The organism is Pseudomonas sp. CFII68, assembly GCF_000416195.1.
In the GTDB taxonomy this organism is placed as follows: Bacteria; Pseudomonadota; Gammaproteobacteria; order Pseudomonadales; family Pseudomonadaceae; genus Aquipseudomonas; species Aquipseudomonas kilonensis.
The window spans coordinates 20,107-45,802 of the sequence record NZ_ATLN01000078.1 but is presented as its reverse complement, the minus strand read 5'-3'; the positions used below and the strand labels follow the sequence as shown (position 1 = coordinate 45,802).

Below are 25,696 nucleotides of genomic sequence, written 5' to 3'. Positions count from 1 at the left end.
CCATAAGCCGCCGTTACCGCAGAAATGGATATGTACCCGATCACAAAATCCTGGCCAGCTGTCTGGCCGCCATCAATCCCCCTGACGATCAAGCAATAACCGGCGCCCGCCCCCAATCCAACTGCGCCGCCGCCACGGGCCGGCCAAACCAGTAACCCTGCCCCAACTCACACGCCTGTCCAAGCAAAAATACCGCCTGCTCACGCTGCTCGATGCCCTCGGCGTGCACCTGCATCCCCATGCTATGGGCCAGGGCGATGATCACCCGGACGATCGCCGCATCATCCTCATCCCACGGCAAACCCGCGACAAAACCCTGATCGATCTTCAGCTTCTGCACCGGCAAACGCTTGAGCCGCAGCAGCGACGAATACCCCGTGCCAAAATCGTCGATGGCCAGGCGCACGCCCAGCTCCCGCAGGCGATGCATCTGCTCCAGCGCCACCTCCGGGTCTTCCATCACCGCGCTTTCCGTCACTTCCAGTTCCAGGCAACCCGGATCCAGGCCCGTGTCATGCAACACCTGGGCGACCTGGTCATACAACTCGCGACGGGCAAACAACCGACTCGATACGTTGACGGCGACAAACGACAGCGCCACGCCGGCCTGCTGCCACTGGCACATCTGCCGGCAGGCCTGGTCCATGACCCAGGCATCGACCTGGGCAATCAGACCGGTACGCTCAGCGATGGGAATGAACTCGGCCGGCGACACCAATCCACGCGTGGGATGCTCCCATCGCACCAGCGCCTCGACACCGATCAGACGACTGGTCGCCAGCTCGTGGACCGGCTGGTAGTGAACGCGCAACTCCTGTTGCTGCAGCGCGCGCCGCAGTTCGAAGGCAATCTCGACCCGCTGCTGGGCGTGGGCCGTGAGTTCTTCGGTGTACAAGGCGTAGCCGTCGCGTCCGGCGCTCTTGGCCTTGAACAACGCCGAATCGGCATTGCGCAGCAGCTGCCCGGCGCTCAGGGCATCGCCGGGAAACAGGCTGATGCCGATGCTGGCATTGATGAACAATGCGTGGTCATCGAACCGCAGGGGCTCTTTCAAGGCATCGAGGATGCGCCGGGCCAGCGCCGCTGCCTGGCCTGGCTGCGAGCAGTTTTCCACCAGCACCGCAAATTCGTCGCCCCCGAGCCGGGCCAGGGTCACGCCCGGCGCAAAAAGCCCGCGGAACCGCTCGGCCACGCCTTTGAGCAATTCATCGCCCACGTTGTGACCCAGGCTGTCATTGATGTTCTTGAAGTGATCCAGGTCCAGCAGCAACAGGGCACAGCCACGCTTGTGCAACTGCGCCGACGCCAGGGCCTGCTCGGTGCGATCGGAAAACAGCAGGCGGTTGGGCAAGCCTGTCAGCGGGTCGTGATGGGCCAGGTAGGCCAGTTCGTGCTCGGAATCCTTGATGGCGCTGATGTCGGAAAACACCGCGACATAATGGCTGACCTCGCCGCTGTCGTCGTGAATGACGCGGATCGTCTGCCATTGCGGGTAGATCTCACCGCTTTTACGTCGATTCCAGATCTCGCCGCTCCACTCCCCCAGGCTGTCCAGGGAGGTAAACATGTCGCGATAGAAATCCGGCCCATGGCGACCGGACTTGAACAGGGTGGGGCGCTGGCCCAGCACTTCATCCCGCACATAACCGGTGATCGCCATGAAGGCCCGGTTCACGTGCACGATCAGGCCGTTGCGGTCAGTCACCAACACCCCTTCGCGGGTGCAATCGAAGACGGCGGCAGCCTGGCGCAGGCGCTCTCGATCGGCGCCGTGCTCGCCCTTGGCGAAAAATCGCGAGATCCGCGCCCGCGCCAGGAAGATCAACCCGGCGCTGAGCAGGACCCAGGCATAGCCGTTGATCAGCAGCCAGCGTTGTCTGTCGGCGAATTGATCGAAGAAACTGCTCAATAAATAACCAATCAGCTGCAGCCAGACGACTGACAATACAAGGTAAAGCAGCGCTACGCGCATGGCACTGCGTTGATGGGCAGGCATTTGGCCATCCATGTCCCTACAGAGAGGTGGGGATTATAGAGGAAGAAACATTCAGCCACTCTTATCTGAAAGGCCGACTGGTTTTATCTGTGGGGCTGGTGATAATGCAACGGTGGTTTTTATCTTTATCGAGGGCCCTACAGCCTATGTGGTACGAAGGTTTTCTTGGCTTGTCGGCCTGGTCACTGGTGGCAGTCACCCTGCTGATGACCCACGTCACGATCATTGGCGTCACGGTCTACCTGCACCGTTATTCGGCGCATCGCTCCCTGGAGCTCAACGCCGGTCTCAAGCATTTCTTCCGTTTCTGGCTGTGGCTGACCACGGCGCAGAACACCCGCGAGTGGACCGCCATCCACCGCAAGCACCACGCCAAATGCGAAACCGAGGACGACCCTCACAGCCCGGTCATAAAAGGCTTGTCCACCGTGCTGCGCAAAGGCGCCGAGCTGTATCGTGCCGAGGCGGAAAACCCGGAAACCCTGCGCATCTACGGCAAGAACTGCCCCGACGACTGGATCGAGCGCAACCTCTACAGCCGCTTCCCGCTGCTGGGTGTGGCGATCATGGGCATCATCGACCTGCTGTTGTTCGGCACCATCGGCATCACCATCTGGGCCATCCAGATGATGTGGATTCCCGTGTGGGCCGCCGGCGTGGTCAATGGCCTGGGCCATGCCGTGGGCTACCGCAACTTCGAATGCCGCGACGCGGCGACCAACCTGGTGCCCTGGGGCATCCTGATCGGCGGCGAAGAGTTGCACAACAATCACCACACCTACCCCAACTCGGCCAAGCTGTCGGTACGCAAATGGGAGTTCGACCTGGGCTGGGCCTGGATCCGGGTGTTCAGTTTCCTGCGCCTGGCCAAGGTCCAGCGGGTTGCGCCGATCGCCCACCGGGTCGAAGGCAAGGGCCACCTGGACATGGACACGGCCATGGCGATCCTCAACAACCGTTTCCAGATCATGGCGCAGTACCGCCGGCTGGTCATCGCGCCACTGGTCAAGCAGGAACTGGAAAAGGTCGATCACTCGGTGCGTCACCAGTTCCACCGGGCCAAACGCCTGCTGTCGCGGGAAACCAGCCTGCTGGACGACCGTCACCATGTGCGCATCCAGAACATGCTCGAACACAGCCAGGCGCTGAAGGTGATCTACGAGAAACGCCTGGCCTTGCAGCAGATCTGGGTCAAGACCAGCAGCAACGGCCACGACATGCTCGCCGCCATCAAGGAATGGGTCAGCGAAGCCGAGACCAGCGGCATCCAGTCCCTGCGCGAGTTTGCCGACCAGCTCAAGACCTACTCGCTACGGCCTGCCACGGCCTGACAAAACCACTGTGGCGAGGGAGCAAGCTCCCTCGCCACAGGTCCAGCCCCCATAATTCAACTGGCTAAATCCCCCGCCCTTCGTCGCCTGAAAAGGAACTTCGTCCCAAATCCCCTATCTCAAAGAGCACTTCGCCATCCAGGCGGGTTTTGGAGAAAGCGCGTGCGAACCAACAGCAGTGCATGCTCTTTGAGATTTGTGCCGATGGTCGACAAGAACCTACAGGATTACTCCCTACCTCATTGGCCCGAGGCAGCCCAGACGCTCATGGCGCTGATGCATGCCCAGGGTGAAGTGGCGCGCCTGAGCGAGCGTGAGCAGTTGTTCAGCTCGTTGCTGGTCAGCGTCAATGCCGTGCTGTGGGCGTTCAACTGGGAAACCCGGCAGGTGCTGTATGTCAGCCCCGCCTACGAGCGGATCTTCGGCCGCCCCGCCGGCCTGGTCCTGGCTGACCTCAACGAATGGCGCGACGCAATCTACCCCGACGACCTGGAGTACGCCGAGCGCAGCCTGGCCGAGGTTTTGGTCAAAGGCGCCGTCGAAGACCGTGAATACCGCATCATCGCCGGCAACGGCCAGATCCGCTGGCTGAGCGACAAATGCTTCATCAACCGCCAGGCCGAGCCAGGGCAACCGGTGATCGTGGTTGGCATCGCCGAGGACATCACCGAAAAGAAGCTGTTGGAAAGTGAACTGCAGCGATTGGCGACCACCGATGTGCTGACCCAGAGCAGCAATCGCCGGCACTTTTTCGAATGCGCCCACCGTGAATTCGAGCAGGCACGGCTGCAAGGGACGCCCATGGCGTTCCTGTTGCTGGACATCGATGACTTCAAGGTGATCAACGACACCTACGGCCATCAGGAAGGCGATACCGTGTTGCAGAGAATCGCCGAAAGCGGGCGGTCCGTGCTCCGGCGCGGCGACCTGTTCGGGCGGATCGGCGGCGAAGAGTTCGCCGCGGTGTTCCCCGGCTGTCCCCCGGACATGGCGCTGCAAGTGGCCGAGCGGTTGCAACGGGAGATCCAGCGCTTGAATTTTCGCTGCGGCGAGCAGAACTTCGGCATCACCGTGAGCCAGGGCCTGACCACCATTACCCCCGAAGACCAGTCCCTCGACAGCCTGTTCGCCCGCGCCGACGCAGCCATGTACGAAGCCAAGCGCAAGGGAAAGAACCGTATCATCGCGGCTTGAGTGAGTTGTCCCGCCACTGATCAACTGTGGGAGCAAGGCTTGCCCGCGATAGCAGCGCCTCGGTGTCCACTTGAACCCGAGTTGCCTGCATCGCGAGCAAGCTTTGCTCCCACAAAGCCCGCTCCCACAGGGGTTAGGTGCTGGTGCTACTTACGGCGCAACCGCGTCAACTCCGGCAAGCCGATCTTCAGCAACCGCGCCGTACGGCTACGGGCCAGTTCTTCGAGGCCCTCATGCGCGGGCAGGTGCGCCATCTGCGCCGCCATGTTCATCACCAAGGCTTCACGGGAATACACCCCGCCCCCCAAGCTATAGACCGCCGCGATCAACTCCCGCAGCTCCAACGGCAGACGCCAGCGGGCACGTAACGCCGAGCCGAAACTGGCGCCGAACGTGTCCAGCGAGTCGCCGACTTCCTCCGGTTCGTCCAGCTCACCACCGGCCTGCTTCCACTCTTCCAGGCAGCGCAGCAACGCCAGGTCGCCCAGGCGATGCAACAACCCGGCGCAATAACAACGCTCGTGCTCCAAGTCCAGCAACCGCGCCATCGTCCGGGCGTATTCGGCGGTGTGCAGCGACAGTTCCCAGTAACGTTCGGCATAATCCGCCAGGCACGGAACGCTGAGCCGGGCGCAGCGTTTGAGGGTCAGGGCGAGGATCAGGTTCATGCTTGGTCCGGAACCAAGCTGGTGCAGCGCCTGGGCCACGGTCTGCACCGGGCTACCGCCCTGATGCTGGGCAGCGCTGTTGGCCGCCGCGATCAGCACCGCGGTGATCTGCGGGTCGGTACGGATCTCTTCTTCGAGCAGTTTCAGGTCCAGGCCGCCGGGGTTGAGGCTGCGCTTGACCGCCACTTGCACATCGGTCATCAAGGGCGCGCCCTCGGACAGGTCACGCCGACGTTCCAGGAAGGTGAGCAAGGTCAACGCCGGCCCCGGAACCGGCGCATCGTTGGAGGTTTCTTCACCGCCGCCCACTAACAACCCCTGCAAACGCTGGGTCAGGCTTTCCCGGTTCAAGGGCTTGGTCAGATACGCGGTCGGCGCCAGCGGCAAGACCTCGCGCACGCTGGCACTGTCGTTGCGCCGACTCATCAGGATGAACGGCAACGGCGGCGTGCGATGCTGCTGGCGAAGGCCACGCAGAATCGCCAGGCCATCAACCCCTGGCAGCTCCCAATCGGCGATCACCAGGTCGTAGGGATGCTTCGCCAGCAAATCCAAAGCCTCTTTGCCGTCGCCACAAGTGTCCACCCGAGCATCGCAGCGCACACCCGACAACACCTGCTCAAGCAGCTCGCGAGACGCCGGATCGGCCTCGGCGATCAACACACGGGGTACAGCGGGTAAATCCACAGCAGTCATGCAGCATGCTCCCTTGCCATACTTGCACCTTAGACGTTGGTGGTCGTTCCAGACAGCTCAAAATCCACCAGGCAGCTTCGCGGATAAGAAAAAACCCGCCAGAAGGCGGGTTTTTGTGGATCAGCGCACAACCGTCACTCAGAGTTCGGAGAAGCACTCTTCGATGATCGCCAGGCCTTTGTCCAGTTGCTCGTCCGGCGCGGTCAGCGGCACTAGCACCCGCAGTACGTTGCCGTAGGTGCCGCAGGACAGCAGGATCAGACCCTTGTCGCGCGCCTTGGCCACGACTTGGGCTACCGCTGCGGCGTTCGGCTTGTGGGAGTCGCCGTTTTCGAACAGCTCCACGGCGATCATCGCGCCCAGGGCACGCACTTCACCGATGACCGGGTACTTCTTCTGGATCGCCTTGAGACCGGTCACCAGACGCTCGCCCACAGCCTTGCAGCGGTCCAGCAGGTGTTCTTCTTCGAACACTTCCATCACCGCCAGCGCCGCCGCACAGGCGATCGGGCTACCGGCGTAGGTGCCGCCCAGGCCACCCGGCGCGATGGCATCCATGTATTCGGCCTTGCCGCAGACACCGGCCAACGGGAAGCCACCCGCGATGGACTTGGCAAAGGTGGTCAGGTCGGCGGCAACGCCCATCTGCTCCATGGCGAAGAAGGTGCCGGTACGGCCGGCACCGGTCTGCACTTCGTCAGCGATCAGCAGAATGCCGTGCTGGTCGCACAAAGCGCGCAGGCGCTTCATGAATTCCTTGGGCGCTACGTAGAAACCACCCTCGCCCTGTACCGGCTCGATGATAATTGCCGCGATGTCACGCGGCTCGGCGTCGTTCTTGAAGATACGCTCGATGCTGGCGATGGAGTCGTCGATGCTCACGCCGTGCAGTTCGTTCGGGTACAGCGCGCGGAAGATGCCGCCGGGCATCAGGCCCATGCCGGCCGAGTACGGCACGACTTTACCGGTCAGGCCCAGGGTCATCATAGTGCGACCGTGGTAAGCGCCGGTGAAGGCGATCACACCGGCACGGCCCGTGGCGGCGCGGGCGATTTTCACGGCGTTTTCCACCGCTTCCGAACCGGTGGTCACCAGCAGGGTTTTCTTGGCGAAATCACCCGGCACCTTGGCGTTGATTTTTTCGCACAGTTCCACGTACGGCTCGTAGGCCAGGACCTGGAAGCAGGTGTGGGTCAGCTTGTTCAACTGTGCGGTCACGGCGGCGATGATTTTCGGGTGCACGTGACCGGTGTTCAGCACGGCGATGCCGCCGGCGAAGTCGATAAATTCACGACCTTCAACGTCGGTTACCGTGGCGTTCTTCGCCGATTCGGCAAAGATCGGGTGAATCTGGCCAACACCGCGTGGAACAGCGGCGGTACGGCGGGCCATCAGGTCTGCGTTGGTCTTGCTCATTAAAATGTCCTCATTCGCCGCTCATCGGTCGGCGTGGCTCAAGGAATACATGGCGGGGAGGCAACTGCGACAGCATGCGATGATCGACTGCCGCAGCGTTCCGGCCACAAGAAACAGAACGGGTGAAACGCGCAAAGGGACAGCGCTCTCGTGCCCTTTGCGCTTGCAGCAGATCAGATACCCAGGCAGAGGTATTTGATTTCCAGGTAATCCTCGATGCCGTACTTGGAGCCTTCACGGCCCAGGCCCGAGGCCTTGATGCCGCCGAATGGCGCGACTTCGTTGGAAATCAACCCGGTGTTGACGCCGACCATGCCGTATTCCAGGGCTTCGGCCACACGGAACACACGGCCCAGGTCGCGGGCATAGAAGTACGAGGCCAGGCCGAACTCGGTGTCGTTGGACATCGCGATCACTTCGGCTTCGTCTTTGAAGCGGAACAGCGGCGCCAGCGGGCCGAAGGTTTCTTCTTTCGCCACGGCGGCGTTGTTCGGTACGTTGGTCAGGATGGTCGGCTCGAAGAAGTTGCCTTCCATCGCCTTGCCGCCCGACAGCACGGTCGCGCCTTTGCTGACGGCATCAGCGATGTGTTCCTGCACCTTGGCGACCGCTTTGCCGTCGATCAACGGACCGGTGGTGGTGCCATCGTCCAGACCGTTGCCGATCTTGAGCTTGGCGACCGCCACTTTCAGTTTTTCGGCAAACGCGTCGTACACCGAATCCTGGATGTACAGACGGTTGGCGCAGACGCAGGTCTGGCCGTTGTTGCGGTATTTGGAAATGATCGCGCCTTCGACGGCCTTATCCAGGTCCGCGTCGTCGAACACGATGAACGGCGCGTTGCCGCCCAGTTCCAGGGAGACTTTCTTGATGTCCTTGGCACATTCGGCCATCAACTGGCGACCGATCTCGGTCGAGCCGGTGAAGGACAGCTTACGCACAATCGGGTTGCTGGTCAGCTCGCCACCGATGTCGCCGGCGCTGCCGGTAACGACGCTCAACACGCCTTGCGGAATGCCGGCACGGTGCGCCAGTTCCACCAGGGCCAGGGCCGAGAACGGGGTTTGCGAAGCTGGCTTGATGACCATGGTGCAACCGGCTGCCAGCGCTGGGCCGGCCTTGCGGGTGATCATGGCGGCCGGGAAATTCCACGGGGTAATGGCCGCGGTCACGCCGATCGGCTGCTTGATCACGATCAGGCGCTTGTCGGGCTGGTGGCCGGGAATCACGTCACCGTAGATGCGCTTGGCTTCTTCGGCGAACCATTCGATGAACGAGGCGGCGTAGACGATTTCGCCCTTGGCTTCGGCCAGCGGCTTGCCTTGTTCCAGGGTCATCAGGCGACCGAGGTCGTCCTGGTTCTCGATCAGCAATTCGTACCAGCGGCGCAGCTTGTTGGCGCGCTCCTTGGCCGTCAGCGCACGCCAGGCCGGCAGCGCCTTGTCGGCGGCTTCAATCGCGCGACGGGTTTCGGCGGCGCCCATCTTCGGCACAGTGCCCAGCACTTCGCCCGTCGCCGGGTTGGTGACCTTGATTGTCTGACCATTGTCCGCATCAACCCAAGCGCCATCGATGAAGGCTTGCTGGCGGAACAACTGGGTGTCTTTAAGCTGCATGTCGGCTTTCCTTAACAGCACCGCGCACGCGCGGAGCGAATTAGATTTGTAGAAAGGCGCCTCGGGGGCTGCCGTCAGGGAAATCATTCACCGGGCTGAAGCACAGAAATAACGCACAAAAGCACAGACGTGCGGTTCAGCACCCAGACAAGAGCGTTTGAAATCTCAAACGAATCCTAGGGCCGATAGGGGTGAAGGACAATAGGCTGTTCGAAAAAAAGAACGAAAAAGCCGAATTTGCCCGCTTTTTCTGATCAGCGTAGCCAAGAGCCGTCGAGCCGCCTGAAAACGCAGGCGATTCAGTAGCATGGACGCCTGCCACGCATATGAGTATCATGGCGCCCGCACTGCACCAGTAGCTCAGCTGGATAGAGTACTGCCCTCCGAAGGCAGGGGTCGTGGGTTCGAATCCCGCCTGGTGCACCATCTTCTTTCCCTTGTATTACAAGGGGATAGCGCTCCTGACAGAAACCTGTCCTAGTCCTGAAAGTCGTTTTTGCCACAAATTTGCCACACTGAACGTGGCGGGAATGGTCGAAATGGCAACAATCAGGAATCGTGGCGAGTATCAGTGGGAAGCGCAAATCCGCCGCAAGGGCTATCCAGCCCAGCGCAAAACGTTCGAAACCAAATCCGATGCTCAAGCCTGGGCACGCATTGTTGACGCCGATGCCGAATTGACCCACCTGCTGACGCAAGACTGACCCAACTCCCAGTATGCACAAATCCAATAAAGGCAATGATTCGCGAGGAACAGACCGGGTCAGTGACGTCCCGGCAACTGAGTCAATTCGGTGGCGGCACCCAAGCTCCCGCTCTATGGAGAAAGGGCCTTTTTGAAGGCTCCAACGAGTGGCCTCGGATCGTCTTTACGCCACATTGCGTATACCTTGACCGCCGAGGGGAACCAAGGGAGATCACGAAAAGTAAGTCGCCCTGGAAGCGCATCGCGTAGGCTGGATTGAACGAGTGTCACTCCAAGCCCTGCGCCAACAAGACGGAGCGCGGTTAGTAGGTCATCTGCCTCCATTTGGATGTCCGGTACAAAGCCGGATGATCGGCAGTTTTCAATAAAGCGCCGTCGGGCATCGGGATTCCGAGCTTCTGCTAGAGCGATCCAGTGCAGACTGTCGAGATCATCAGCTCGAATATCGGGCTGACCTGCCAATGGATGATCCAACGCCAATGCAAGGACCACGGGCTCACTCATGATTTCTACTACCTGAATATCCGGATCATGGGGTGGCGAATAAAGCATTCCTACATCAATCGCACGGCGGTATAAGGCCTCGACCTGTGCGGCGGAAGATAGTGCATGAAGCGTGACGTTAGACGTTGGTCGTTGCGCCCTTAGGTGCCGGAGGGCTTGAGGCAAAACTTCAGCGTGCATGATGGCCTCGACGTAGCCGACTGCAAGAGTACCGGACTCTCCCTGAGCGAGACGACGGGCGTGAGCTTTGACGCGCTCTGCTTGCGACAACAGATTTTGTGCATCAAGAAGAAATAATCGACCTTCGCCCGTCAGCCTGACCCGTTGGCGTGATCGTTCGAATAGGGTGAGGCCAAGTTGCGCTTCAAGTTGCATAATCTGACGACTAAGCGGTGACTGTGAGATGTGCAATCGTTCAGCCGCCTGACCGATATTTTCGGTCTCAGCAACAACGACAAAGGCGCGAAGTAACTTAAAATCCATGTGATGCTCGTATGGTCTTAAATGTGTCCATATCAGTCTTAGATTGTATCACCGTTTTCTGCAATGCTGATTGTTGATTGCAACTGAGCAGAAAAGGAACGTCAGTATGAAAATGACTAAGTCGAGTCCCCGTCGTCTGATCGCCAGCGGAATTCTAGCGTTTGTCACTTTGACATCTCTCGCAGCTAGCATTGCGTCGGGACAGACGCAACCCGAAATGGCCAGCCCCAACAAGCCTGGATATGCGGTGTTCTTTATTCAGGTAAGCAATCCAGATGCGTATGCGGAGTACGCATCCTTAGTCGTTCCATCTCTAAAACCATATCAAGGCCGCGTGATATCTGCGGTTAGTCGAAATGATATGCGCCAAATTGAGGGCGCTCCGTCCTCGGATAGAGCTGCGATTATTGAGTTTCCGTCCTTGGACATTGCGGAGGAATGGTACAAGTCCTCCCCTTATACGCGCGCGACGGCTATTCGCAACAAGGCTGGAGTAAGCACAGTTGTCCTGATGCGTGGGCGTTAAAGTATGTGCAACTCGATCACCCCTCGATTTGAGGGGTAGGTCGAAGCGAGATACCTGTAGTGGGAACTCAACGGGTTCGACGGATCGGCAGATTGTGTGCGAAAACACAACCAAGATTTAAGCTAATTTAAAGTTGCCGGATGCGAAATGAATAAGTCATAGTTTATGACTGCACACTCGCGACAATAGAACACTTATACAACCTTGAAATAAATTTTAATTTCAAGCGAGCGATGCTGCGCTTGAATTTTTATTTTCCACTAATGGCATAGTTATTTCCAACTCTTAGCGCTGCATGAGTCTTGAAAGTATATATGGATATATATGAAATCTGAAATACAAAACCTGGATGTTACGTTGCGCGATGGCGGCTATCGGAATGACTTCAACTTCACGCTTGAATATGCGCAGCAACACATTCAACAAATGGTTAAAAGTGGAGTCGATTGGGTTGAGATTGGATATAGGAACGGAGCTTTTAAAGCCATAGCCGATATCGGTATTACTGGGCTTTCAGAGAACTCTTATATCAGCGCTTTGCGCGACAGCGTGTCGGAGCCTTGCCTATGTGTAATGGCACATCCTAAAAATATAGAAAGAAATGATATTGGTCATCTACGTCGTCTGGGTGTCAATATGCTCCGCTTTTGCATGGATATTCAGCGAGCTGAATTAACAAGTGATTATATCAAGGAAGCAAAAGCACAAGGAATGACGGTCTGCTTAAATTTGACTCGTCTCAGCCAACAGCCTCTTCAACAATTAGTGGCTCATGCCTCGTTAGCTCGTGAAGCAGGTGCGGATGTACTGTATTTGGCTGATTCTAACGGCAGCCTGACTCCATCCAGGGTGGGGAATCTGGTACGCCTAATCCGCGAAACCAGCGGTTTAGAATTAGGATTTCATGCGCATGACAATCTTGGTCTTGCCACAGCTAACAGCATTGCGGCGATTGATGCCGGTGCGACCTTCATCGATGCTTCATTACGTGGCATGGGTAAGGGCGCCGGAAATCTGAAATTGGAATCGTGGCTTATTTATCTTCGCTTGGCATATCAGGCAGATAAATATAATTGTAGATCGCTGTTGGAGCAGGTCGAAATCTTGGAGGGCATCGAAGCTCGCGCGCGTCCGGTTCAACCCCTGGATGACCTCATACTTGGCATGTTTGATTTATCTATTGACGATAAAGCGCGCATTACCGCCAGCGCTAACAATATTGGTGAGGTTTTTGCAAATGCACTTGCCTAGTCGTCCCGACTTAACAAAGTCCGTCTTTGGCCCCCAATCAGACTTCATCGCTGTTGTGTTTTCACCCGTTTTGGCCGAGTGGGATGAAGGCGCGTTCTGTATGCCTTTATTGGATCTTTTGGTTGCGCGCGGTTATCAGGTGCACGTCTATGACAGCTTATCCCTTGCCCAGGAAAGCAGTACATTGCATGCGACCTCCGAAAATTGGGATGCGTATCTGCGTGCCAATTATCCGCAGATTGATCTGGCTGTTGGTCAGGCTTATGGCGGAGCGTTGGTAAATTCTTTGTTGTCGGGTTTTTTGAAAACTTGTCCACGTGTTCTGGGCTTATCAGCACCGACACGATGCAGCGCTGAATTACAAAGCAATTTAGCAAGCATTCTGACATGTTTGGATATGCAAGGTGAGACGGCAGCGTTGGACTTGCTAGAATATTACGTCAAACCGGAACGTAATGATAAGTATCAACCGTTACCGCCCACCAAGGTGGAAGAAAGCGGTATTGGTCAACGTTTGCGAATAGGTTTTTCGCAATTAATGAAGGCCGACGCACGAAGCCACGTTAATAATTATGCTGGTCATATGCTACAGATTTATGGTGCGGCATCACGCCTTGTCAATACTGATAGTATTGTAGTGAGTAGTGATAACCGACGACAAATCAGCAGTGGAATTTCTGGTTGCGGCATGCGGCCGGTAATTGAAGCTCCGGAGATAGCACTTAGATTGATTTCAGATTTTCTTGATTAAGAAAAGTAACGGCCGGTCGCCTTCTGAATAAGTATGCATTTTAGTTGCCGGCTTGATTTATCAAGCGGGCAGCCTGTCAGGATATTAAAAACAATCAAATGAAAAAATTACTTGTGTTGCCAGGGGATGGTATCGGCCGCGAAGTATGCGATGCCGCATTACCGGTATTAAAGCTCCTTAATCTGCCAATTGAACTTCAGTTTGGCGAAATTGGCTGGGAGTGCTGGAAGCGTGACGGGGACCCGGTACCCGAAACAACGTGGAAACAAATCGCCGAAAGTGACGCTGTTTTATTAGGCGCCATCACGAGCAAAGGAAAAAAAGAAGCCGAAGCCGAACTTGCACCCGCACTGCAGGGCAAAAATCAAAAATATGTTTCTCCTGTAATTCAAATGCGTCAACGCCTGGATCTGTTCGCAAATGTGCGACCGGTACAACATATGCTAGGCAATCGGAAGCCGTTTCGTTGTTGTGTGATCCGTGAGAATACCGAAGGCATGTATTCAGGCCTCGATAAACACGGCGTGCCCATAATACTGGAAGAAATGCTGAAACATCCCAACTTGGAAAAAAGTGGACCGGAGAATGCGGCATTTAGTGTGCGCTTGCAAACCAAGTTTGGTATGGAAAGATTATTTCGTTACGCTTTTTCTTATGCTGTTGAGCACAAGCATGCTCGAGTAACGTTAGCAGACAAACCTAATGTATTGCGCGAAAGTGGGCAATTTATAGCAGATATCTTTTATGCTATTGCTGCCGACTATCCCGAAATCGAAGCCGATATTCATAATGTAGATGCAGTCGCTTTGTGGCTGGAACGTCGTCCGCAAGCATTTGGCGTGATCGTTGCCGAAAATATGTTCGGTGACATTTTGTCTGATTTGGCGGGAGGCGTAATGGGAGGGTTGGGCCTTGCCCCAAGCGCCAATATCGGAAACCAAATCTGCTATTTTGAACCCGTACATGGCAGCGCACCCAAAATGGCGGGCAAAGGCCGCGCCAACCCGGCTGCGATGTTTATGACAATAGGATTAACCTTGCGCCACCTTGGCTTTCATGAGCCGGCAGCCAGAATTGAAGAGGCAGTAAAGAATACCATCCAGCGCGGCAAGACAGTCACATACGATCTGGGCGGCAATGCGGGTACTCAAGAAATGGCTCAAGCAATTTTAGCCGAGATTGCCCGGCCCCTCGCTATTCATCGTGCAAGTATTCTTTGTATCGGCGATGAGCTATTACGTGGCGAGTTTATTAATAGCAATATGGCGGAATTTTCAAAAAAGCTGCATTTCCATGGTTATCAAGTGGGCTTACAAATAGCATGTGGTGATCAGTTAGCAGCAATCAACAACGCTTTAGGGATCTGCTTTGGCCAGTCGGATACGTTGATCATCAGTGGGGGGCTGGGGCCGACGTCCGATGATTTAACACGTGAGGCGATTGCCATCGCCACCGAGCGTCCGCTGGAATTCGATAGTGCCAGCTGGCAGGCAATACAAAACCGCTTGCAGAATTTTGGATTGAAGGTACATCCAAGTAATCGAAAACAAGCTTTATTTCCGCGAGATGCAGTGATACTGCCTAATGAGCATGGCACTGCGAGCGGTTTTAGCTTGCAGTGGCAAGGGAAAATAATTCATGTATTACCCGGCCCTCCAAATGAGTGCCTGCCTATGCTCGACGCACTTCTGGCGCAACAGCCCCATATCCAGCACCAGAAAGTCTACCAATGGCGGTTGTTGGGTGTAATTGAGTCGGATATCGCCGATGCAGTTGATCAGCTCATCGCGCAGACTCCAGAGGCTAATGCAAGCTATCTTTGGCGTTATCCGTATGTTGATGTGCGACTCGCTCTTGATTGCGACTGTCAGCAAGAAGCTGTATTAGTAGAAAAGATAGAGATATTGCTTGCGCCACATGTCATCAGTACTGATGGGCGTACCGCCCTGGAGATTGTCCGGGAAAATATTACTCCAGTATTGAATTTGCGTGACGAAATGACGCAAGGAGCCTTTGCCAAATCGTTACCACACCTTCAATTAAGTGATACTAAATCGGCCACTATGCATGCTTGGTTGGTTGGCGATACGCACCCACCTTACAAAGGCACACTGGAGTTGCGCTGCCACGTTCACTATTTGGGGGAAGAGCGGGAGTTTTCACTAGCTATTCCCAAGCGCGGTCCAGAAATCATTAATTATTTTTGCGAATTTATTGCGTGGGCTATGTTGCGCGCCAATTTAATCACTCATAAATGAGATCATGACTAATATGAACATCAACGAATTAAGACTGCGTTTTTTGAAGCTCGACACTCCGGCAGTTAGTGATGCGATGGATAGCTTTGGCTTATATGGTGCACTAGGTGGAATAACGACCCGTGTGCCGGGTGTAATATTAGCGGGTCCTGTTTTTACGGTTCAATACCAGAACCTAGACCATGATGGAAGCACCTTTCACAATGCTGGGAACTATATTGATGAGGTCCCTGCTGAGCATGTGATTTTAGTGGATAACCAAGGACGTAGCGATTGTACGAACTGGGGCGGTATTCTGACGGAAATGGCTCAACTCAAGGGCATTGCAGGCAGCGTCGTGTACGGCGCGGCACGTGATATAAGCGAAATCGGTCTGATGTCTTATCCTCTTTTTAGCACTGCCGTGAATATGGTTTCAGGTAAAAACCGAGTGCATGTCACAGCATTAAAGCAAGACGTTAAAGTGGGTGACGTCACCGTGAGAAATGGTGATTGGTTAATAGGGGATGACAATGGGGTTCTGGTTATTCCAGCAGATCGATTATTGGATGTATTGACACGTGCGGAAAATGTGGAGCGCACTGAGAAACAGATTCGTGAAGCGATTCGTGGCGGCATGCCGTTAGTCGAAGCGCGCAAGCGCTTTCGCTACGATCAGCCGTGGATCGCAGAAAATTCTTCGGATGCTAGTCACTCCTACGAAAAGGTTAAAGCATGAGTGCGCCGATTCCGGCGCTTGATATGCGACAAGTATCGTTTATCGATGTGCACTATCATGCGGGACCAGATTCATATGTGCGGCGCCATTCGGTATTAGAGGCAGGCCGACGTTATCAAGCCGAAAATGGGTGGGTGGTATTAAAAAACCATTTGGGTTGTAGTGCCGCACAAGCGTGGGAGGCACGTTGTGCCGGTTTGCCAGTGTCTGGCTCCATCGTGCTTAATGAAATAGCGGGCGGCATCGATTGGCGCAACGTCGAGCGGGGACTCTGTCAGCATGGGGAGGGAGCAGGACGTTTGATTGTGCATTTGCCGACCGTTACTGGTCGTTTCCATCAAAGTCGTCTGACGCGAAATTTGAGTCATCCGATTTTACAAAATCGTCCTATTAAGCCGCTGCAGGTATCGGATGGGAACGGGCATTTGACGTCGCAAACATGCGATATATTGCGTATGGCGCGCGATTATCCCATCGTCGTCTCTACCGGCCATGCCAATCGTGAAGAGGTATTGTTGTTGATTGATGCGGCGGAGAAGTTTCAGGTCCCGCGTTTGATGTTAAACCAGCCGGCCAACCCGTTAACCGGGCTAAGTGCCAGCGAGCTGTTTGATCTGGCCCAGTCAAGTATGGTGTACGTAGAGCAGACAGCTCTTACTTATCTACTCGGCTATCAGAGCAAAGAAGATTTTCAACAAGTAGCGACTCGTGTGCCGCGCGTTGTATATAGTTCTGATTTGGGGCAAACCAGTCAGCCTGATATTGCAGATTGGTTACTTCAAAGCCAACAATGGTTTACCGAATTTGGCTTAACGACAGAGCGGTTTATCGAGATAACGCGGACCAATCCAATCACTATGTTGAATTAGGTCTAAGCGACACGCGTGTGCACTAGTTGCGTGACACATCGTGTCGCTGTAGCGAGGCATCTTTGAAAAAAACCAACTTTCTGCTACTAGCCACAATACTAATTACTCCTTTTTACTTAATGCGGAGGTAATGCGATGAGTCAACACACTACTCAGATCCCTTATGGCATTTTACTCACAGCGCTAGTATTACTTAGTGCTAGCGGCTTGATTGCATCCGATATCAATCTACCTGGTATGGGAGTTGCTGCGATTGCATTAGACTCACCCATTTCTGCGATACAGCGAACTTTTGGAGTTTATTTGATCGGCTTAGCTGTGGCGCAGGTTATTTATGGCCCGTTGTCTGATACTTATGGTCGTCGGTCGTTGGTACTTGGTGGCCTGTTTTTATTTACGGCGGCGTCAATTACCTGTGCGACTGCGCAGAATGTTACGGTATTCGCGATCGGCCGCCTGTTGCAAGCTCTAGGTGCTGGTGCTGGTGTGGTGATTGGCCGCGCGATTGTCGCCGACATCTTTGACAAAAAAACCGCTGGCCGTGTCTTTGCTACGATTATGCCCATCGTTGGCGCCTCGCCAGCGCTGTCACCAATTATTGGTGGTTATTTGACTCTGCATTTTTCCTGGCGGGCGCCATTTCTATTTACTGCTGCGCTCGGAATTGCCACGCTGATTTTAGTCGCTACGAAAATCCCTGAAACTTTCCCTAAAGACCAGCGGCACCATGCGCTGTTGGCAACCATAAAAAATTATCCGGGGTTGCTGATCAATACTTTGTTTTTAGCCTACACGGTAAATTTAGGTGTTGCCTATGCCGCTTACTTTGGCTACTTGGCCGCATCGCCAGTTATTTTTAGCGCGATGGGGATGACGCCGGCCGTAATCAGTTATTGTTACATCAGCGTTGCAATTGCTTATATTGTCGGAAACCTTATCTCGCGCAATCTAATCCAAAAATACTCCATCAATCATTTAATAGCAGTTGGCTATGTTCTATTCACCATTGGCGCTAGCAGTTTATTTCTGTGTGGTTTGTATAACATGACCTCACCGGTACCTGTCTTAGTCAATATGGCGATTATGACATTAGGTAATGGTTTTTTGTTGCCTTTATCCTATGCTGGCGGCATTACAAACTTTCCGAAAAGCGCCGGAGCAGCATCCGGTCTGATGGGAGCACTGCAATTAGCCTGCGGGTCACTGGCTATTTACGTAGTAACTTTGGTTGGTAGTGATCTGCATCATCTTGGTCTATTCATGATAGCCACTGCTTTGATCGGATGTACCTTTTTTCCATGCTTATTGTATTTTTACCATGTTAAAACGCGAACTGTACGGAAGGCGTTTCTCCCAAAAGCAAATTGACCTAAGGAACGTCTGAAGTACCCACCGATTTTTCATGTTTTCGCTACTTGAGGTTCAAAAAATCGTGAGTCGGTCGAAAAACAGACCTTTCATGCCCTTAACTCATGGATCTTTCCTCTAATCGTGCTGTTCCAGGGGTGATTAGTCCGCATTACAGGTGCACCTCGCTCATACCCATCAACCGGTTTCGCACCGTCCACAGGTTCGACAACGCGAACAACGTCGTCTGCTGAGCGATGTTTTTCGACAAGCCACGAAAGCGCACTTTCGTATAGCCGAACTGACGCTTGATCACGCGAAACGGATGCTCAACCTTGGCCCGCACCTGTGCTTTCGCGTATTCGGCTCCGTGCGGGCTTTGTTGTTTCTGGGTTTTCTCGTTCCGCGCCTCTGGCGCGCGGATCTGCGGACGCCAACCTCATCTTTCGTTAATGTGATTTTGTTTTTTGACAGCTTTCTGATCCGACCTATAGTCAGAATCGCGACCTGCAGGAAGGAACCTGAATCGTCAGCCAGTCGGCATGGAGCCAGGCCAGCTCGTATCCGTGACAAAAAAATTCCTTCCAATAGTGCACACGCAGGCCGCGACGCGGTGAAACGTAATTGTCTTTTGGCACGAGCCGAAAGGCCCACTATCAAGGAGCTTCATAATGTCTCGAGTCACGGATGTGCTGGTTTCAATCGATACTGAAACCATCCTGAAAAACTACCCGAACATTAGCAAAAACCCCAACTCGCCAACGCTGATCGACTTCAAGCATGTCTACATGGTGACGAACCAGGACAACGTGGTGAGTGGCCAGGCCGGTGGTGAACTCGACTTGAAGGCCCAAGTCGGCGATCTGATCCGCTGGCGTGAAACCAGCCTGTCACAGAGCTTCGAAACGGCGGTGATCTTCTACAAGTTCATCGGCAACGCGGGCAACGAATTGATCTCCCCACCCTCGCCGCGCAAGGCTACCGCTTGCGTCGCCGTACCCAACACCAGTAACCCATCCGTACCCAGCTGCCAAAAGGTCGATAACCACTATTGGTCTTCGGAAACCCTGGCGTGTGGCCGCGTGACCTATCACTTCAACTTCCTGATCGTCGACCGCAATTGCAGCATTGTCGCCTGCTGCTCGTGGGACCCGTTCATTTCCATCCATAACTGATGCAGCCGGCCCCTTGGCGACAGGGGGCCAACCGACCTCGCGGCCGCTGCGACCGGACAGGATGTTTCGCTCTATCAACAGCGACCGCGACTCTCGCCAACATCATGAAAGGAAGCCGTGATGTCTACCGAACCCAACGCTATTTCCAGCGAAACAGCCACTGCGCATGTTTCCCTTATTGTCGACGGCGAGACACTGCTCTCGCGTTATCCACAAGCCAGCCAGGACCCGGATACACCAACACCCATTGATGAGCAGTTCTTTTTTTTCCTTGGAAGCGCCCTTCTGTCCAGTACAACAACTGACAGCAGGGTGCTGCCCATAAGCCTCGGTCGGACCACCCATCTACGCAGTCGCACCATCGCCCTTCGAGCTGAGCACAGCGTGGTGGTCTATGGATTCGCGGTCGAAAAGGGAGAAGTGCTACCAGCGCCGGAGCTGGTGGTTAATGCCGGCCAGACCATACCCGCCATCGACATCGAAAACCTCACCCAACCCATTCCCCAACAAGCTGATGATCACTTCTGGCGCTGCCAGCCGCTGAGGCAAGGCAAGGAGCGCGGTGAGTTGAGGTTTATGTTGGTGAACAGCCAGTGTGATGCGGTGGGCTATTTCAGTTGGGCAGTTGACGTCATTGTCGAGTGAGTGGACGCCTGACCCCTCGCTAAATCAAGTTGTCTGCTATACCCCCGATGCAAATGAAAAGCCCCCAGTTCGCCAGGACCAGGGGGCTTTTGCGACGCGGGTTTACTTAGCGCTTTCGCAGCGCCTCCAACCGCGCCGGCAAGTCCTCCTCGGGAAAGCGCTTATGCAACGCCAGCAGCTTTTCATCAGCAGCCTTGCTCTCACCCGCCTCGCGCAAACGCAGGATTTCCATCAGGCCCTGCTCCAGCGATGGCAGTGCAGCCGGCGCCGATTTGCTCATCTTCGCCGCAGGCTTTTCCGCCAACGATTGCATCGGGCTTGCCGGGGCTCGGGACAGTTCGCCCTGGGGCGCCATGCGGGTGATCGGTGTAGGGGCGGGCATGGCCGGCGGTGGTGCGGCGGCAACGGCGGGCTCCTGCCGATCGGCGGAAAACTCCATCGAGGCGGGAGAGGACAGTTCGTCGTGGGGCACGGGCGAACGCAGCACCAGGCCGATCATCAGCGCCACGCCGGCGACCGTGGCGAATGCCATTTGCCAGCGCGGCCGTTGGCAGGCCTGTAGCCAGCGTTGCCACAGGCTTGGCGCGGGCGTCGGGGCTTCACGGCGGGCGGCAGCCAGAATGAAGGCGTCCAGGGAGGCCGGCGGCTCGGCGTTGGCGTGTTGGCGGAAATGCTCGATCAGCATTTCGTCGTCGGGATCCGGGGTGTGTTTGGGGTCGATCATGCGGGTACCTCCTCGGCCAGCAGTCGATGCAATTTCTGCTGGGCGTAACGCAAGCGGCTCTTGACCGTTTCCAGTGGGGCGCCGGTCAAGGCGGCAATCTGTGGCAGCTCCAGGTCGCCGTGCAGGCGCAGCAGGAAGACTTCCCGCTGATCTTCGGGCAAGGCCTGCAACGCAGCATCGAGACGCGCCTGGTCGCGGCTCAGGCTCAGCTGTCGTTCAGGGCTGCAGGTGTCGTCGGGCTGGACGTGAAGCTGCTCGTCGTAGCTGTCGTGCAACGGGTTGTGGACACCCTGCTTGCGCCAGTGATCGATCAAGCGGTTGCGGGCAATCTGGAACAGCCAGGTACGAAAACTCGCCCGGCCTTGTGGCTGGGTGGTGCTGCGAATCAGGCTGAGCCAGGTGTCCTGGAACACTTCCTCGGCCAGTTCGGCCTTGTTGCTCAAGGACACGAGGAAACGGTAAAGCCCTTGCCGATGGCGGGCGTACAGGACTTCGAAAGAAGCCCCATCGCCGTTGCGGTAGCGGGCCAGCAGCGATTCGTCGCTGGGAGAATCAAGCGCAGCGGGCATGTGGGTGACGAACTCCTTTCGATGTAGAACACGGTCTTGCAGATTGCAGAGGACTCTGTGGGAGCCGGGCTTGCCCGCGAAGGCGGCGTGTCAGGCGAAACTGCTGTGCCTGACACGCCGCCTTCGCAGGCAAGCCAGCTCCCACATTTTTGATCCCCGTTGTGCTCGGGATCAGCGCTTGGCCGCAGGCTCGAGGCTCTGGGCCAGCTCCACCAACTGCACAAACTCGGCACGCAGCCCAAACGGGTCTTCACCGCGGGCCGAGCGGGCCAATTGCGCGGTGTCCTTCAAGCTCATCGTCCCAGTGTAGCGCCCATCCCCCTTGAGCTGCTGGGCGAAGGCCGCCACGGCGGCCGAGAAACGCAGGTCATCGCTGGCCTTGTGTTCGTCCTGCACGCCCGCAATCGGATGCTCGATCAATCGACTGCTACCGCCCTCAGCAGGTTTGTAGCGTACGCGCAGCATCGCCAATTCGCCTGACTTACCCTCCGACTGGGGCGTGCTGGCATAGCGCAGCGGCTCCAACCAGCCTGGCTGGCCCTTCGGGACAATTTCATACAAGGCCGTCACCGTATGCCCGGCACCGATCTCGCCCGCGTCGACCTTGTCGTTGTTGAAATCCTCACGCTTCAACGCGCGATTCTCATAACCGAGCAGGCGATACTCACTGACCTGGGCAGGGTTGAACTCCACCTGCAACTTCACATCCCGCGCCACCACCGCCAGGGTGGAGCTGAGCTGATCGACCAAGACTTTGCGCGCCTCGAGCAGGTTGTCGATGTAGGCGTAGTTACCGTCACCAGCATCGGCCAATTGCTCCATCAGGTGTTCGTTGTAGTTATCCACACCGAAGCCCAGCGTCGTCAGCGAGACGCCGCTTTTGCGCTGGTCCACCGCCATCTGCTTGAGGCTGTCGAAATCACTGACACCGACGTTGAAGTCGCCATCGGTGGCCAGCAGGATGCGGTTGATGCCTTTGTCGATGAAGCTCTCCCGGGCCATCTGGTAGGCCAGTTCGATACCCGAGGCGCCCGCGGTGGAACCACCGGCGTCGAGTTGATCGATGGCATTGCGGATGGTCACCTTGTCGCGCCCCGAGGTGGGCTTGAGCACCACCCGGGACTCACCGGCATAGACCACCAGGGACACCCGGTCCTGGTCACGCAATTGATCCACCAGCAGTTTCAGCGTGCTCTTGACCAGCGGCAGCCCTTCGCGACGATCCATGGAGCCGGAAACGTCCACCAGGAAGACCAGGTTGGCCGGCGCCAGATCCGCCACGGCGCGGTCGCTGGCCTTGATGCCGATGCGCAGCAAGCGGGTGTGGGGGTTCCACGGTGACGGGGCCACTTCGGTGGTCACGCCAAAGGGTGAACCGTCGGTAGGCAGGGCATAGCTATACGAAAAATAATTGACCATTTCCTCCAGCCGCACGGCACCTTCGGGGGGCAGGCTGCCTTGATTGAGCAAACGTCGCACATTGGCATAGCTGCCGGTATCGACATCCACGCTGAAGGTCGAGACCGGCGTTTCGGCCACGCTGTGAATCGGGTTGTCCGGCAGTTTTTCGTACTGTTCACGCGGCTCGGCACGGTCCCCCCCGGCGATGGCATCGTTCGCCACACTGGGGGCGGGCATCGCTGCCGGCTTCATGAGCATGCGCTTGACCGTCGACTGACGCACTTCGGCGATCTCGCCTTGCGGCACAACGCTGGGCGCCACGGCCACCGGTTCGGACTGCTTGGCAGCCTCTCGGGAAGACAACCCACAACCGGCCAACGCCACCAGCAAAGTCACGGCGAAGCCTTGGGCAGCAGGACGCATAAAGAGAAGTGGACGGGACATGGGCTGAACCTCGTGAATGAATGATTCGTACACAAGCTCAGACGCAAGGCACACGAGATTCGGGTTAACGACCAGGAATTTTTTTGGCGCGCTGAAAAAAACCGCGCTGGCCACCCCCAAAGTGGCCAGGCCGTTACCGCGATCGGACCAATCGCCAGCCCGTTGCAGCAGGCATTGTTAGCGGGACGGAATGCCCCGCAGGTCGTCGTCGATGAATCCGCTCAAATGACCGGTGTAATAGTCTTCGACATCAGAGTTGCCTCTGTTCGTCAGGGCGCCCGCAATGCCTCTCATGGCCTCAAGTTGCCCGACCGCCCCTCCCGGCATCAGTCCCTGGCGGGCCTGGGCAAAGTGCAGCACTTCGACACCGGCCTTCTTCACCTTGACCTGATAATTGAAATCGACACTGGCCAGATACGTACCGTCGGCAACGATCTTGTTCATGAGACCACCTTGGGTGTCTTGAATCCGGCGCGCATAGACGGCGTTGACGTCCAGCAGATAGTCAGCGGTTTCCTTGCTGGAGGCATAACGATTGCCGTCGAGCAGACGGACGATCAGGTCGGTGTGCAACTGGTCGCGAACTTTTTCGTCGGGCAGGAAGCGTTCGTTTTTGCCGACGACTTCAACGTTGAACGTGTCGATCCAATAGGTGGCGGTCTCAGGGATCGCCACCGGCGCAGGGGAAATGTAGTAATCGGGCTTGGAAGCGCACCCTGCCATAAGACAGAGGGCCAGCAACAGGGTAAAAACTCGCATGTTTGAATTCGTCCTTGAGAGATAGCGGCACAATGGCGGCTGCATTCTACGGGGTTTGGACGAGCGCTCAAGTTGTTTGGCCCTGACGGAATGCGGCCCCGTCTCACTCAATCCCAATGTCCACCACCGTTTTCCCCGCGCCGCGCCCCTCGGCTACCTGCGCAAAGGCCTCATTGACTTGCTCCAGGCCAAACCGGCGCTGATCCAGCTTGATCCGCAGTTGCCCTGCCTCAACCAGAGCGGCGGCCTCCCGCAAGATCTGACCATGATGCTCGCGCCCCTTGCCCGTCAGCAGCGGCATCAAGGTAAACACCCCGGAATAGCTCGCCCCTCGGAACGACAACGGCGCGAGGCTGTGCTGGCCCCAGCCGAGGCAACTGAGCACATGGCCGGTGTAGGTCTTTACCGCGTTGAAGGACGCATCCAGGGTCGGGCCGCCAACGGTGTCGTAGACGATGTCGAAGCCTTCGCCATCTGTGTACTGGCGCACGTAGCTGTCGGTGTCCTGGGTCCACGTCCACGTCCACTCCAATAAAACGTGGCCACTTGCCGCAGACTGGAAATCTTGCAGTCAAGCCGTCAAGGCCCAGATTGGGTCTTGTTCGATAGCGAGTGAATAAGCTGGCTCAGATCGGCGAGATTTTGATCAGCGCTCGCGGCATCTTCTTGCTGACGCAGTTGATGAAATAGCTCGTATTGTGACTCGGCGTGTTGCTTGGCCAAGTCATGAGAAATTTGGCCCGCATTATCAAGAATTTCGCGGTCGTTCAATGTCAGGAAACCATCGAGCTTTCTCACCCACTCAGCCATGGACATTGGAATGCGACGCATGGCTTGGCCTTCCGCAAACACTAAGTATTGCTCGACCAGATTGTTCAAAGCGCTAAGTTCTTCTGCCGAGAGATAGTTTTTAGCACTAGAGATATCCTGTTTGCGCACCTTTGCACCGCGCCAGTTGGTCAGGCCCATGTGAGGTTTACCACTGTCCGCACGATTGTGAATAAGCTCGGCCGCAGTCTGCCCGGTAATTGCCCAGTGCACTTTGTTTTGCACGGTCTTGAAGAAGCTGATGCTGGCTTCCTGAGTCGGGTCGTAGTCCACACTGGTGGCGTAGATGTCAGTAATCTTCTGGTAGAAGCGTTTTTCGCTGGTGCGAATATCCTGAATGCGCCGCGTCAGCTCTTCAAAGTAGTCGAACGGCTGATCGGGATTTTTCAGGCGCTCATCATCTAGCAAAAAGCCTTTGACTATGTAGTCACGCAACTGCCGCGTGGCCCACTGACGGAAGCGCGTTGCCGTATGGCTTTGTACGCGATAACCAACGGAGATAATGGCATCCAAATTGTAGTGCTTGAGATTGCGCTTTACCTGGCGCGTACCTTCCTGACGAACTACTAAGAAATCCTTAGTGGTTGCGTTTTGATCAAGCTCACCCTCGCTGAAGATGTTCTTCAGATGCATCAACACGTTCTCTGGCGTGGTGCTGAACAACTCTCCCATCAAGGCTTGGGTCAACCATACGGTTTCATCGACAAAGCGCACGTCCAACCGGGTTCGCCCGTCTTCGCTCTGGTAGATGATGAACTGCGAGGTATTGGCGCTATCCGTGTTCATATCTCAACGACTCCGACTTGATCAGCAGCGCGATC

General features: G+C 56.2%; 22 protein-coding genes, 1 tRNA gene and 2 pseudogenes. 13 read left to right on the top strand and 12 right to left on the bottom strand.

What is annotated here, in order from left to right:
* Positions 1 to 88 precede the first annotated feature (88 nt).
* The gene (dibA, locus tag CFII68_RS14565) at positions 89 to 1,996 is read right to left on the bottom strand and encodes a phosphodiesterase DibA (RefSeq protein WP_018606651.1); all 1,908 of its coding nucleotides are present in this window, start codon (positions 1,994 to 1,996) and stop codon (positions 89 to 91) included.
* A 146-nt stretch (positions 1,997 to 2,142) separates the two neighbouring features.
* Here dibA and desA point away from each other — a divergent pair, with 146 nt between their 5' ends.
* Positions 2,143 to 3,327, top strand: a complete 1,185-nt coding sequence (gene desA / locus CFII68_RS14570; RefSeq protein WP_018606649.1) for a delta-9 fatty acid desaturase DesA — start codon at positions 2,143 to 2,145, stop codon at positions 3,325 to 3,327.
* A 204-nt stretch (positions 3,328 to 3,531) separates the two neighbouring features.
* Complete coding sequence (locus CFII68_RS14575) at positions 3,532 to 4,521, top strand: sensor domain-containing diguanylate cyclase (protein WP_018606648.1); 990 nt, start codon at positions 3,532 to 3,534, stop codon at positions 4,519 to 4,521.
* A 146-nt stretch (positions 4,522 to 4,667) separates the two neighbouring features.
* On the opposite strand, the gene CFII68_RS14580 is transcribed toward CFII68_RS14575, so the two are convergent.
* The 3 genes from CFII68_RS14580 to gabD all read right to left on the bottom strand — a co-directional run bounded on the left by CFII68_RS14580 (position 4,668) and on the right by gabD (position 8,917).
* Positions 4,668 to 5,885 carry an HDOD domain-containing protein gene (locus CFII68_RS14580; RefSeq protein ID WP_018606647.1) on the bottom strand — a complete coding sequence of 406 codons (1,218 nt, stop codon included), beginning with the start codon at positions 5,883 to 5,885 and terminating at the stop codon, positions 4,668 to 4,670.
* A gap of 138 nt (positions 5,886 to 6,023) precedes the next feature.
* Entirely contained in the window at positions 6,024 to 7,301 is a 1,278-nt protein-coding gene (gene gabT, locus CFII68_RS14585) for a 4-aminobutyrate--2-oxoglutarate transaminase (protein ID WP_018606645.1), read from the bottom strand.
* A 173-nt stretch (positions 7,302 to 7,474) separates the two neighbouring features.
* Positions 7,475 to 8,917, bottom strand: coding sequence for an NADP-dependent succinate-semialdehyde dehydrogenase (gene gabD, locus CFII68_RS14590; protein WP_018606643.1), 1,443 nt, complete (start codon positions 8,915 to 8,917; stop codon positions 7,475 to 7,477).
* A gap of 349 nt (positions 8,918 to 9,266) precedes the next feature.
* On the opposite strand from gabD, the gene CFII68_RS14595 reads away from it, so the two are divergent.
* Positions 9,267 to 9,343, top strand: a tRNA-Arg gene (locus tag CFII68_RS14595).
* On the top strand, positions 9,316 to 9,621 hold the full coding sequence (locus CFII68_RS27480) for a hypothetical protein (RefSeq protein ID WP_156886092.1): 306 nt from the start codon (positions 9,316 to 9,318) through the stop codon (positions 9,619 to 9,621). Before CFII68_RS14595 ends, CFII68_RS27480 begins: the two co-directional genes overlap by 28 nt.
* A gap of 113 nt (positions 9,622 to 9,734) precedes the next feature.
* On the opposite strand, the gene CFII68_RS26745 is transcribed toward CFII68_RS27480, so the two are convergent.
* A complete protein-coding gene (locus CFII68_RS26745) occupies positions 9,735 to 10,610 on the bottom strand; it encodes a LysR family transcriptional regulator (protein ID WP_018606639.1) in 876 nt (291 codons plus the stop codon).
* 106 nt (positions 10,611 to 10,716) lie between these two features.
* Between CFII68_RS26745 and CFII68_RS14600 the strand changes: the two genes are divergently transcribed.
* The 7 genes from CFII68_RS14600 to CFII68_RS14620 all read left to right on the top strand — a co-directional run bounded on the left by CFII68_RS14600 (position 10,717) and on the right by CFII68_RS14620 (position 18,351).
* A complete protein-coding gene (locus CFII68_RS14600; protein ID WP_018606637.1) occupies positions 10,717 to 11,136 on the top strand; it encodes a DUF1330 domain-containing protein in 420 nt (139 codons plus the stop codon).
* Positions 11,137 to 11,460: 324 nt separating this feature from the next.
* Positions 11,461 to 12,387, top strand: a complete 927-nt coding sequence (locus tag CFII68_RS14605) for a hypothetical protein (protein ID WP_018606635.1) — start codon at positions 11,461 to 11,463, stop codon at positions 12,385 to 12,387.
* Positions 12,374 to 13,138 carry a hypothetical protein gene (locus tag CFII68_RS27475; RefSeq protein ID WP_139212974.1) on the top strand — a complete coding sequence of 255 codons (765 nt, stop codon included), beginning with the start codon at positions 12,374 to 12,376 and terminating at the stop codon, positions 13,136 to 13,138. Before CFII68_RS14605 ends, CFII68_RS27475 begins: the two co-directional genes overlap by 14 nt.
* A gap of 98 nt (positions 13,139 to 13,236) precedes the next feature.
* Positions 13,237 to 15,396 (top strand): isocitrate/isopropylmalate family dehydrogenase, encoded by a 2,160-nt coding sequence (locus CFII68_RS14610; RefSeq protein WP_018606632.1) that lies wholly within the window; start codon positions 13,237 to 13,239, stop codon positions 15,394 to 15,396.
* Between the two features lie 13 nt (positions 15,397 to 15,409).
* Positions 15,410 to 16,114 carry an RraA family protein gene (locus CFII68_RS14615; RefSeq protein WP_018606630.1) on the top strand — a complete coding sequence of 235 codons (705 nt, stop codon included), beginning with the start codon at positions 15,410 to 15,412 and terminating at the stop codon, positions 16,112 to 16,114.
* Entirely contained in the window at positions 16,111 to 16,983 is an 873-nt protein-coding gene (locus CFII68_RS0125970; RefSeq protein WP_074849402.1) for a DUF6282 family protein, read from the top strand. The genes CFII68_RS14615 and CFII68_RS0125970 overlap by 4 nt, the downstream gene beginning before the upstream one ends.
* A gap of 135 nt (positions 16,984 to 17,118) precedes the next feature.
* Positions 17,119 to 18,351: a multidrug effflux MFS transporter gene (locus tag CFII68_RS14620; RefSeq protein ID WP_018606626.1), complete on the top strand. Its 1,233-nt coding sequence runs from the start codon at positions 17,119 to 17,121 to the stop codon at positions 18,349 to 18,351.
* A gap of 151 nt (positions 18,352 to 18,502) precedes the next feature.
* Here the strand turns inward: CFII68_RS14620 and CFII68_RS14625 are convergent.
* Positions 18,503 to 18,757, bottom strand: a pseudogene (locus tag CFII68_RS14625) (transposase); the annotation flags it as partial.
* A gap of 244 nt (positions 18,758 to 19,001) precedes the next feature.
* Between CFII68_RS14625 and CFII68_RS14630 the strand changes: the two are divergent.
* The gene (locus tag CFII68_RS14630) at positions 19,002 to 19,505 is read left to right on the top strand and encodes an inclusion body family protein (RefSeq protein WP_018606623.1); all 504 of its coding nucleotides are present in this window, start codon (positions 19,002 to 19,004) and stop codon (positions 19,503 to 19,505) included.
* A gap of 120 nt (positions 19,506 to 19,625) precedes the next feature.
* Positions 19,626 to 20,150, top strand: a complete 525-nt coding sequence (locus tag CFII68_RS14635) for an AidA/PixA family protein (protein WP_018606621.1) — start codon at positions 19,626 to 19,628, stop codon at positions 20,148 to 20,150.
* A 106-nt stretch (positions 20,151 to 20,256) separates the two neighbouring features.
* Here the strand turns inward: CFII68_RS14635 and CFII68_RS14640 are convergent, their stop codons facing one another.
* The 6 genes and pseudogenes from CFII68_RS14640 to CFII68_RS14665 form a co-directional block, all read right to left on the bottom strand.
* Positions 20,257 to 20,874, bottom strand: coding sequence for a hypothetical protein (locus tag CFII68_RS14640; RefSeq protein ID WP_018606619.1), 618 nt, complete (start codon positions 20,872 to 20,874; stop codon positions 20,257 to 20,259).
* Positions 20,871 to 21,443, bottom strand: coding sequence for an RNA polymerase sigma factor (locus tag CFII68_RS14645; RefSeq protein ID WP_018606616.1), 573 nt, complete (start codon positions 21,441 to 21,443; stop codon positions 20,871 to 20,873). Before CFII68_RS14645 ends, CFII68_RS14640 begins: the two co-directional genes overlap by 4 nt.
* Positions 21,444 to 21,614: 171 nt before the next feature.
* A complete protein-coding gene (locus tag CFII68_RS14650; protein ID WP_018606614.1) occupies positions 21,615 to 23,288 on the bottom strand; it encodes a VWA domain-containing protein in 1,674 nt (557 codons plus the stop codon).
* A 177-nt stretch (positions 23,289 to 23,465) separates the two neighbouring features.
* The gene (locus CFII68_RS14655) at positions 23,466 to 24,047 is read right to left on the bottom strand and encodes a hypothetical protein (protein WP_018606612.1); all 582 of its coding nucleotides are present in this window, start codon (positions 24,045 to 24,047) and stop codon (positions 23,466 to 23,468) included.
* A gap of 103 nt (positions 24,048 to 24,150) precedes the next feature.
* A pseudogene (locus tag CFII68_RS14660) lies at positions 24,151 to 24,558 on the bottom strand (zinc-binding dehydrogenase); the annotation flags it as partial.
* A 68-nt stretch (positions 24,559 to 24,626) separates the two neighbouring features.
* The gene (locus CFII68_RS14665; protein WP_018606609.1) at positions 24,627 to 25,661 is read right to left on the bottom strand and encodes a virulence RhuM family protein; all 1,035 of its coding nucleotides are present in this window, start codon (positions 25,659 to 25,661) and stop codon (positions 24,627 to 24,629) included.
* Positions 25,662 to 25,696: the final 35 nt, after the last annotated feature.